General features: G+C 58.7%; 9 protein-coding genes. All 9 read right to left on the minus strand.

Annotated elements, in window-relative coordinates; translation table 11 throughout:
* Positions 1-139: TrpB-like pyridoxal-phosphate dependent enzyme (locus HYZ49_14025; protein MBI3243402.1), on the minus strand; the 139-nt coding region annotated here is incomplete at its 3' end.
* A 63-nt stretch (positions 140-202) separates the two neighbouring features.
* Positions 203-1,777 carry a benzoate-CoA ligase family protein gene (locus tag HYZ49_14030; protein ID MBI3243403.1) on the minus strand — a complete coding sequence of 525 codons (1,575 nt, stop codon included), beginning with the start codon at positions 1,775-1,777 and terminating at the stop codon, positions 203-205.
* Between the two features lie 19 nt (positions 1,778-1,796).
* Positions 1,797-2,948: an acyl-CoA dehydrogenase family protein gene (locus HYZ49_14035; protein MBI3243404.1), complete on the minus strand. Its 1,152-nt coding sequence runs from the start codon at positions 2,946-2,948 to the stop codon at positions 1,797-1,799.
* Positions 2,949-2,959: 11 nt separating this feature from the next.
* Positions 2,960-3,868, minus strand: coding sequence for a diguanylate cyclase (locus tag HYZ49_14040; GenBank protein ID MBI3243405.1), 909 nt, complete (start codon positions 3,866-3,868; stop codon positions 2,960-2,962).
* A 92-nt stretch (positions 3,869-3,960) separates the two neighbouring features.
* A complete protein-coding gene (locus tag HYZ49_14045; GenBank protein MBI3243406.1) occupies positions 3,961-4,362 on the minus strand; it encodes a RidA family protein in 402 nt (133 codons plus the stop codon).
* A 27-nt stretch (positions 4,363-4,389) separates the two neighbouring features.
* Positions 4,390-5,190: an enoyl-CoA hydratase family protein gene (locus tag HYZ49_14050; GenBank protein MBI3243407.1), complete on the minus strand. Its 801-nt coding sequence runs from the start codon at positions 5,188-5,190 to the stop codon at positions 4,390-4,392.
* 72 nt (positions 5,191-5,262) lie between these two features.
* On the minus strand, positions 5,263-6,030 hold the full coding sequence (locus HYZ49_14055; protein MBI3243408.1) for an SDR family oxidoreductase: 768 nt from the start codon (positions 6,028-6,030) through the stop codon (positions 5,263-5,265).
* Positions 6,027-7,535, minus strand: coding sequence for an NADH:flavin oxidoreductase (locus HYZ49_14060; GenBank protein MBI3243409.1), 1,509 nt, complete (start codon positions 7,533-7,535; stop codon positions 6,027-6,029). The genes HYZ49_14055 and HYZ49_14060 overlap by 4 nt, the downstream gene beginning before the upstream one ends.
* Positions 7,536-7,607: 72 nt before the next feature.
* Positions 7,608-8,114, minus strand: coding sequence for a PPOX class F420-dependent oxidoreductase (locus HYZ49_14065; GenBank protein ID MBI3243410.1), 507 nt, complete (start codon positions 8,112-8,114; stop codon positions 7,608-7,610).
* Positions 8,115-8,579: the final 465 nt, after the last annotated feature.

Raw genomic sequence — 8,579 nt, forward strand, 5'->3', positions numbered from 1 at the left:
CGAGGAAGTCGGGGGTGACGGGTTCCATCGTGCCGGGGTGCAGGACGGGTTGGGGCGGAACCGGCAGGTCGGCGTTGATGTTGTACCACGCTTTCGGTAGCTTGCTCTCGTCGAGAATATATTTGTATTGGTCGCTCATGGAAGTCTCCTTTGGTAAGAGTGTTAGAGTTTGGAGTTAGAGAATAAACGCTAACTCGTCACACTAACTATCCCGCATCTTGAAACGCTGAATCTTGCCGGTCGCCGTCTTGGGCAGTTCGGGCACGAACTCCACCCAGCGCGGTCGTTTGTATTCGGCGATCTTTGCTTTGCAGTGATCGATCAACTCCCGCATCAAGTCGTCAGAAGGTGGATGACCCTCTTTGAGGACGACAAAAGCTTTGGGTTTGATCAGGCTGGCGCTGTCGGTGTGGCCGACAACGGCGCACTCCAGCACGGCTGGGTGACTGATAATGGCGCTTTCCACTTCCACCGGCGACACCCAGATGCCGCCGACCTTGAGCATGTCGTCCGAACGGCCTGCGTGCCAGTAGTAGCCCTCTTCGTCCACGGTGTACTTGTCGCCCGTGAAAAGCCATTCGCCGACGAACGTCTTGCGACTGCGCTCGGACTTGTGCAGGTAAAAGAGCGCGGTGGTCTCGCTCTTCACCAGCAAATTGCCCACCTCGCCAGGCGGCACATCATTGAGGTTCTCGTCCACGATCCGAACTTCGTAGCCCGGAACCGGTTTGCCACTGCTACCGGGGCGAATGTCGTCCGGCTTGTTGGAAATGAAAATGTGCCACAACTCGGTGCAGCCAATCCCGTCAATGATATCGAGTCCCGTCCGCTCCTTCCAGCCGTGCCAAATGGAAGCCGGGAGCGACTCGCCCGCCGAGACGCAGATCCGAAGCGACGACAGATCGTACTTCTCCTGAAAGTCTTCCATCGCCAGAATCGCGGCGTAGCCGGTGGGCGCGTTGTAGTGAATGGTCGGCTTGAAACGTTGAATCGTTTCGAGGACGTTGACGGCAATGCGCGGCGGGGCGGCCATGAGCACGCAACTCGCGCCGACAAACCACGGGAACACCAGATTGCCACCTGTGCCAAAGGTGAAGAACAGCTTGGCGGTGGCAAACGTCCGGTCGGTCTCGCGCAAGCCGAACACATTTACTGCCCACAACTGAGCGGTGATGGGCAGGTCTTTGTGGGCGTGGAGGATGCCTTTTGGCTCACCGGTGGTGCCGCTGGAATAGTTGAGGCAACAGAAATCGTCGCGATGCGTGGGAGCTACGCTCAGTTCAACAGACTCGTCCTTGATCCACTCCGCGTAATCAAGATCGCCGGGCTGGCCCCCTTCGACTGCGCTCAGGGCAGGGCCACCGCCGATAACGACGATGTGCTTCACAAAATCCATCTCTTCGCGGATCGGCTCAATGGAAGACAGGAGGGCCTTGTGGATAATGAGCACCCGCGCCCGGCAGTCGCGCAAAATGTAGGCGTGTTCCTGCGGCTTGGACAAGGTGTTCATACCCACCGCTACCGCGCCGATCTTGAGCGCCGCAAAGTAGGCCGCCACCCACTCGGCGCAATCGAGGGAGAGGATAGCCACCATTTCACCCATGCGAACGTCAAGGCGTTTGAGAGCGTTGCCCACCTGATTGACTTCGTTCGCCGCCTGTTGAAACGTCAGTTCGCGTTCGGCAGAGTACAGGGCCACTTTGTCGGCGCGGGCGGTCAGGTTGTGCTCCAGGATATTGACGGCATTGTAATAAAGTGGAAGATCGGCAGCTTTCATAAGTTCGTCTCCTGTAGTTTTATTCGCGTCCCAGCAGTTCACGGGCGATCACGATTCGCTGAATGTGCGCCGTGCCTTCATAGATTTGTAACCCCTTGATGTCGCGATAGTAACGTTCAACCGGATATTCGTTGGAGTAACCGCGCCCGCCGTGCAAAAGCACTGCTTCATTGGCCGCCTTGACAGCGGCCTCGGTGGCAAACAGCTTGGCGATGGAGGTCTCGCGAGCGGCCTTCTCCCCCTGGTCGCGAAGCCAGGCCGCGCGATAGACCAACAGCCGGGTCGCGTCCACGTCGGCGGCCATGTCGGCCAGTGTTGCCTGAATCATCTCAAAGTTGCCAATGCGCTGGCCGAACTGCCGCCGGGTCCTGGCGAAGTCCACACAGGCGTCAAGGCACGCCTGAGCCACCCCCAGCGCACCGGCGGCCACCCCCAGCCGCCCGCCGTCCAGCGCCGACATCGCCACTTTAAACCCGTCGCCATGATTGCCGAGCAAAGCGGTCTTGGGAACAGGCATATTTTCAAAATGGATATGAGCATGATCGGACGCGCGATGGCCGAGTTCTTTGCCCGGCATCTTTTCACGGTGGAAGCCGTCGGCGTCGGTGGGAACCAGGAAGGCGCAAATGCCTTTGTGCTTCAAACTGCGATCGGCGTTGGCGAACACGATCCCCAAATGAGCGATGCCGCCGTTGGTGATCCAGATTTTCTCGCCGTTGATGATGTAGCCGTCGCCGCCGCTGAGGGCCGCCGTGCTTTCCATGCTGGCCGCGTCCGACCCGGCATTTGGCTCGGTGAGGCAGTAACAACCGATGAGTTCGCCACGAGCGAGTTGGGGCAGGTAAGTTTGCTTTTGCGTCTCGGTGCCCCACTGCAAGATGCACTGCGAGACAAGGCTGGTGTGAACCGTCATAAAACCGCGCACCGACGAGTCAACGCGGCCCAGTTCTTCGTAGCACAGGGCCAGCGAGACGGCGTCCCAACCACCGCCGCCGTATTCTTTTGGCATTGGCCCGCCTAGCAAACCGGTGGTTGCCATCTCTTGAATGAGCGAGAGCGGCATCTCGCCCTGCTCGTCCATCTCCCGAGTTAGCGGCGCAACCCGGTTCCGGGCGAAGGCGCGGGCCTGCGCTTGAACCTGAAGCTGGGCGGGAGTTAAAGAGAAATTCATTTTGGATTGGGTCAGCCGGCCAGCACCGCCCGGTTGCGGCCCGTTTGCTTGGCGCGATAAAGCGCCTGGTCGGCGCGTTCCACCAGCACGTCGCCGTCAGGCATGTCTTCGGGATAGTTGGCAATGCCGAGGCTGAGGGTGAGCGCGCCGTTTGGCTGGCTGCTGCCCAGCGGAAACGGGTGGGCCGCCACCGCCGTCCGAATTTTTTCGGCGGCGGCCATAGAACTGGTCTTGTTTGTCTCCGGCAAAATAATGGCAAACTCTTCACCGCCGTAACGGGCGACAAAGTCGGTGGCCCGGACGCTGTTCACCAGCACCTTCGCCAATTCCTGCAAAACGCGGTCGCCCTGGACGTGACCATGCCGGTCGTTGTAGTTTTTGAAATGATCAATATCAACCATGATCAGCGCCAGCGGCCGGTTGTAACGCCGGGCGCGCCGGATCTCGTCGGCCAGCCGGTAGTCGAACGCCCGGCGGTTGTAGATGCTGGTCAGGCCGTCGCGGGCGGCCAATTCCGACTGTTCGGCCAGCGATTCCCGCAGGCGAGTCTCCACGCCCAGAATGCGCTCGCCCACCGCCACCCGCGCCTGCAATTCGCCGGCGTCGAACGGCTTGGTAAGGTAATCGTCTGCGCCATCCTCCAGCCCGGTGACCACGTCGCTTTTGTCCGTCCGCACGGTGAGCATAACGATGTAGGTGTAGCTGGGTGTTGAGGCGGCCCGGATGCGGCGGATCAATCCCACGCCGTCCATGTTGGGCATCATCCAATCGGTGATGACCATCGGGAAGGCCTCGCGCTGCCACATCTCCCAGGCCGCCTGGCCGTCTTCGGCCTCGATTACTTCATGGTTGAGGCGCGCCAATTGCGTCCTGAGGATCCACCGCAACCAGGGCTCGTCGTCAACGATTAGAATTTTCATGAACCAAGACTCCCCACGGCCTATGAGCTTATTTCCGATAAAATCTAGTGTTTTGCCAAATAGCAAAACATCCCCTTTAGCGCCCAGCCCGGTCAATCGAGCGCGGCCAGCCCCTCAATTTCAATCAGAGCCGCATCGTCGAACAGGCTTTTCACTTCCACCAGCGTCATAGCCGGATAGTAACGTCCAAAAAAAGAACGGTATGCTTCCCCAATAAGTTTGAGGTTGGCCCGATAGAGTTCCTTGTCGGTGACAAAGATGGTGAGCTTGACGATGTCCGTCATCGCCCCACCCGCCTCGGTTAGAACGGCTTTCAGGTTGGCCAGGGCCTGGGTGAACTGGGCCACCAGGTCGCCCGGCGCGGCAATGGCCCCAGTTGAGTCCATCCCGGTCTGGCCGGCGAGGAAAAGCAGACGGCCCTTTTCGGCAAGAATGCCATTAGCATAGCCCGACGGCTTGGCGAGAGAAGATGGATTGAGAATGGTCTTTGTCATCAGCAATTACCAGTGACGAATAATCTGTTACCTTCCTTTGAATTCCGGTTTGCGCTTTTCCTTGAAGGCTTCGTAAAATGCGCGATGATCTTCACCCATCATCATCAAAGCCTGGGCTTGCGCCTCAGCCTCCAGCGCCGAGACGATGTCCATGTTCCACTCGTTGTTCACCATCATCTTTGTCAGGCCCAGTGAGAGCGTCGGCCCGGCGGCCAGGCGTTCGGCCAGTTCACGAGCGACGGGCAAAACTTGCTCTTTAGGAGCTACCCGATTTGCGAGACCGTAACGCTCGGCAGTCTGCGCGTCCACGTCATCGCCCAGCATCAACAGTTCCATCGCCCGCCCCTGCCCCACGACTCGAGGCAGGAGAAAGGCCGCGCCCATGTCGGCCCCGGTGAGGCCGACGCGGGTGAAGAGGAAAGCAAATTTCGCGTCTTCGGCCACGACACGTAAATCGGAAGCCAGAGCAATGACGGCCCCGGCCCCGGCGGCCAGGCCGTTGACGGCGGCGATAATGGGCTTGTCGAGCAGGCGCATGTTACGGATCAAATGGCCGGTCATGCGGCAAAACTCCAAATGGCCGCGCATGTCGCGTTCCAGCACCGCGCCGATGATTTTATGCACGTCGCCGCCGGAGCAAAACGCCCGGCCGGCCCCGGTGATGATCACCACCTTCACGCCCTCGTCGTAACGCAACGCCTCAAACAGGTCGCGCAACTGGGCGTAAATCTCCAGCGTCAGCGCGTTCAGCACTTCGGGGCGGTTGAGGGTGATGGTAGCAATCGTGTCGGAAACTTCATAGTTGAAATCGTACACACCCTTCTCCATTTTGGATTTTAGATTTGCGATTTTAGATTGGAATCTGATTTCAATCCAAAATCAGAAATCTAAAATCCAAAATCAAAACATCACCGTTCCACCATCCACATTAATCGCCTGGCCGGTGATGCCGCGCGCGTTTTCGCCGACGAGCATGAGGGCCACGTGAGCGACTTCTTCGCTGGTGACCAGCCGGTTCTGCGGGCTGGCTTTTTCCAGCGTGGCGCGAGCGTCATCCTCGGAGAGTTTGGCCCGCGAGCTAATATTGGCAACGGCTTTGTCGGTAAGCGGCGTGTCCACGTAGCCGGGGCAAATGGCGTTGACGGTGATGTTGTGCGACACAAGCTCCAGCGCCAGGGCGCGGGTGAAGCCGAGCACGCCGTGTTTGGCCGCCGTGTAGCCCACGATGTATTTGCCGCCGACCTTCGAAGCGATGGAAGCAACGTTGATGATGCGCCCCCAACCCGCTTCAACCATCATCGGGACTACGGTTTTGGTGACGTGATAGACCGAGTTCAAATTCACGTCAATCATCCTCTGCCACAGGGCGTCGTCGTGGCCGAGAAACTTGTGCGACTCGGCGGCCCCGGCGTTGTTCACGAGGATCGTGATCGGGCCAAGTGAACGCTTCACTTCCTCAACGGCGGCGATCACGGAGTCTGGCCGGGTGACATCGCAGACGACGGGAATCGCCTCGCCACCTTTTTCCCGGATGATGGCCGCCACCCGCTCAATGTCCGTTTGCGTTCGGGCGGCGACGGCCACCCGAATGCCGGTGTTAGCCAGAGCGAGGGCAATGGCTTCGCCAATGCCTTTTCCTGCGCCAGTGACGAGTGCGTTATGACTCATGCAACGAATCCTTGTTCGGCCTCCACTTGCCCATTCAACTTCAACGATCGGCTTCCGGGGACGGCAAAACCCGGCTCGACAAAAATTTCTGTGACGTTCGAATTATTGGAACGATTGCCCGCAAAGTCGTAGGCGCGGACGTAATAGCTGTAGCGATTGCCCGCCAGCGCATACTCGTCCACGTGGCTGGCCGTCATAGATGACGTAAGATGAACGAATGGCCCCTCGTTGACAGCCCGGAAGATTTCGTAACCGTACACGCCGTGTGAGTCAAAGGCCGGCAACCAGGTGAGTCGCACCTGGCCGCCCTCGTTGAGTTTGGCCGCCAGCCCGGCCCCGCCTTCCGGCCAGGCGGGCGGCTCTTCGTCGCCGGGCGCTTCGGGCGCATGAAGATACTCACGCGGCCAGAGCGAGCCGCACCGCACCTGCTTGAAATTCTCGTCCAGATTCTTGCACACATTTCCATAAATGCAACGCACAATTTTCTCTTCGCGCCCGAGGCGGGCTTTCTTCGGCCAGTCGGGGTCGGCCAGCAGGGCGCGGGCAAAGCCCACAATGTCGGCCTGGCCGCCGGCTAGAATTTCCTCCGCCATCTTCGGCGTGGAAATTTTGCCGGTGGTGACAACCGGCGTTTGATAACCGTGCGCGTTGATGAAGCTCTTGATTCCGGCGGCCAGATAAAGGTTTGCGCCGTCCTGATAAGAAGCGGGCGGCATAGTGCGGTCGCCGGAGTAGCCGGTGTATGGATAAAGCGGCTCGCCTTCTTTACGGATGGCGTCTTCAAATTTGCCGCCCGCCGAAATGCTGATGTAGTCTGCGCCGAGTTGGGCGAAGCGCAAGGCCATATATTTTGAGTCGGCCAACCCGTAGCCGCCTTTGATGCACTCCTCGCCGTCAAACCGGATCCCGATTGCATAATCCGGGCCAGCCTTTTCACGCACCCGGGCTATCACTTCCGATGGAAGCCGCATCCGCGTTTCGAGACTGCGCCCGCCGTAGCCGTCGCGCCGCTTGTTGTGAGCCGAGAGGCACGAGGAGAGGGTGTAGGCGTGAGCCATATGTAGTTCCACTGCATCGTAGCCGGCCTCGCGGGCGCGAGCGGCGGCATCCCCGTAAGCCTGAACGATGGTTTCAAGATCATCACGCGAGAGCATGTCCACCGTCTGCCGCCAGCCGGAGCGGGCGATCTTCAAGAAGTGGATGATCTGCAAGGCCACTTTCGACGGCCCGGCGTCGCGCATCCGCTTGAGCAATTCACGATGGCCGGGAATAAAGTCGTCGTCGCACAGACGCAGAAGCGGCCCGCTCCTCGATTGATGAACGGCGGTGGCCTCCACCACGACCAACCCGGCTTCGCCTTTGGCGAAACGCGCGTAGCGATCCATGATGTCCTGATTCACAAATCCGTCTTCGCCCGACAGCCGGGTGACCATAGCCGTGACCAGGATGCGGTTCGGCAGGGTGAGGCGATTGAGGGTGAGAGGAGAGAAGAGCAGGCGCGTCATAAATTCTCAAGGCACAATGGACAATTCACAATGTGCGGCTTCAATTGAGCATTGTGAATTATGAATTGAGAATTATCCAAAAGGATTCCAGGTCGTCACATGCTTCGGCTCAATCTTATAAAGACATCGCACTTCGCCGGGAAAGCGCATGCTGGGTGGATAGCTGTCCTTGCCCAGGTAGCGCGGCGCGAGTTTATCCAAGTGCGCGTCGGCGCCCTCCTCAGTGATTTCGACGACCGGGCCGCGAACGGCGAGATAACGATCCGGGTTGTCAGGGTCGGTGATCTCGATGGCGACATGCCGCCTCTGTTCCATGTTGCGATCTTTCAGCCGCCCGCGCGCCGAGTTGATCAGGATGTGCTTGCCGTCGTAATCCACCCAAACCGAAGTAACATGCGGCGTGCCGTCGGGCATCAGCGTCGCCAAATGACCGAAAGTCTTCTTCTGAAACAGGTCAAGATACTCGTCCGGGATCGGCCCCGACTGCGGTTGCGCCTTGCGCCAGGCGTCGTAGCGGGCGGCAAATTCCGGGTCGGTGCGCTTGAGGCGGTTGAAGCCGACGCGCTTGCTTCGCGTCATCAACTTGTAAGTGAAAGGCACAGGATCGAGATGCAAATGTTCTTTCACATCCTCCAGCCACGAGAGGCTACGGACTGCCGCCGCCTGAAAGCGATCCACCACCGGCTTGCGCGTGCGCTGATATTCGGGCAAGGCCGCTTCCACCGGGCCGCAACGGGCAAAGCAATCGGCCAGGGCAATCGAATCTTCCATCGCCAGCTTGGTGCCGGAGCCGATGGAAAAGTGCGCCGTGTGCAAAGCGTCGCCCAGCAGAACTACATTCTGGTGATACCAGCGCCGATTCTTAATCAGTGGAAAATTGATCCAGCGCACAAAATTGTTCGAGAGCAGAGGCCTGCCGCCGAGGTCGTCTTTGAAGACTTCACTCCAGGGTCCATTAAAAAAATTAAGTGGACCTTAGAAATTTATAAAAAATTGAAAATTTTATGAACTTGATCTTTTAATTTAGAAAATAGAATTATATAC

Source organism: Chloroflexota bacterium (assembly GCA_016197225.1).
Taxonomy (GTDB): domain Bacteria; phylum Chloroflexota; class Anaerolineae; order Anaerolineales; family VGOW01; genus VGOW01.

What these genes read in the sequence shown, in the direction of transcription:
- HYZ49_14045 (MBI3243406.1), bottom strand. Translation starts at nt 4,362, where the DNA reads ATGACAAAGACCATTCTCAATCCATCTTCTCTCGCCAAGCCGTCGGGC.
- HYZ49_14065 (MBI3243410.1), bottom strand. Translation starts at nt 8,114, where the DNA reads ATGACGCGAAGCAAGCGCGTCGGCTTCAACCGCCTCAAGCGCACCGAC.
- HYZ49_14040 (MBI3243405.1), bottom strand. Translation starts at nt 3,868, where the DNA reads ATGAAAATTCTAATCGTTGACGACGAGCCCTGGTTGCGGTGGATCCTC.
- HYZ49_14050 (MBI3243407.1), bottom strand. Translation starts at nt 5,190, where the DNA reads ATGGAGAAGGGTGTGTACGATTTCAACTATGAAGTTTCCGACACGATT.
- HYZ49_14060 (MBI3243409.1), bottom strand. Translation starts at nt 7,535, where the DNA reads ATGACGCGCCTGCTCTTCTCTCCTCTCACCCTCAATCGCCTCACCCTG.
- HYZ49_14030 (MBI3243403.1), bottom strand. Translation starts at nt 1,777, where the DNA reads ATGAAAGCTGCCGATCTTCCACTTTATTACAATGCCGTCAATATCCTG.
- HYZ49_14055 (MBI3243408.1), bottom strand. Translation starts at nt 6,030, where the DNA reads ATGAGTCATAACGCACTCGTCACTGGCGCAGGAAAAGGCATTGGCGAA.
- HYZ49_14035 (MBI3243404.1), bottom strand. Translation starts at nt 2,948, where the DNA reads ATGAATTTCTCTTTAACTCCCGCCCAGCTTCAGGTTCAAGCGCAGGCC.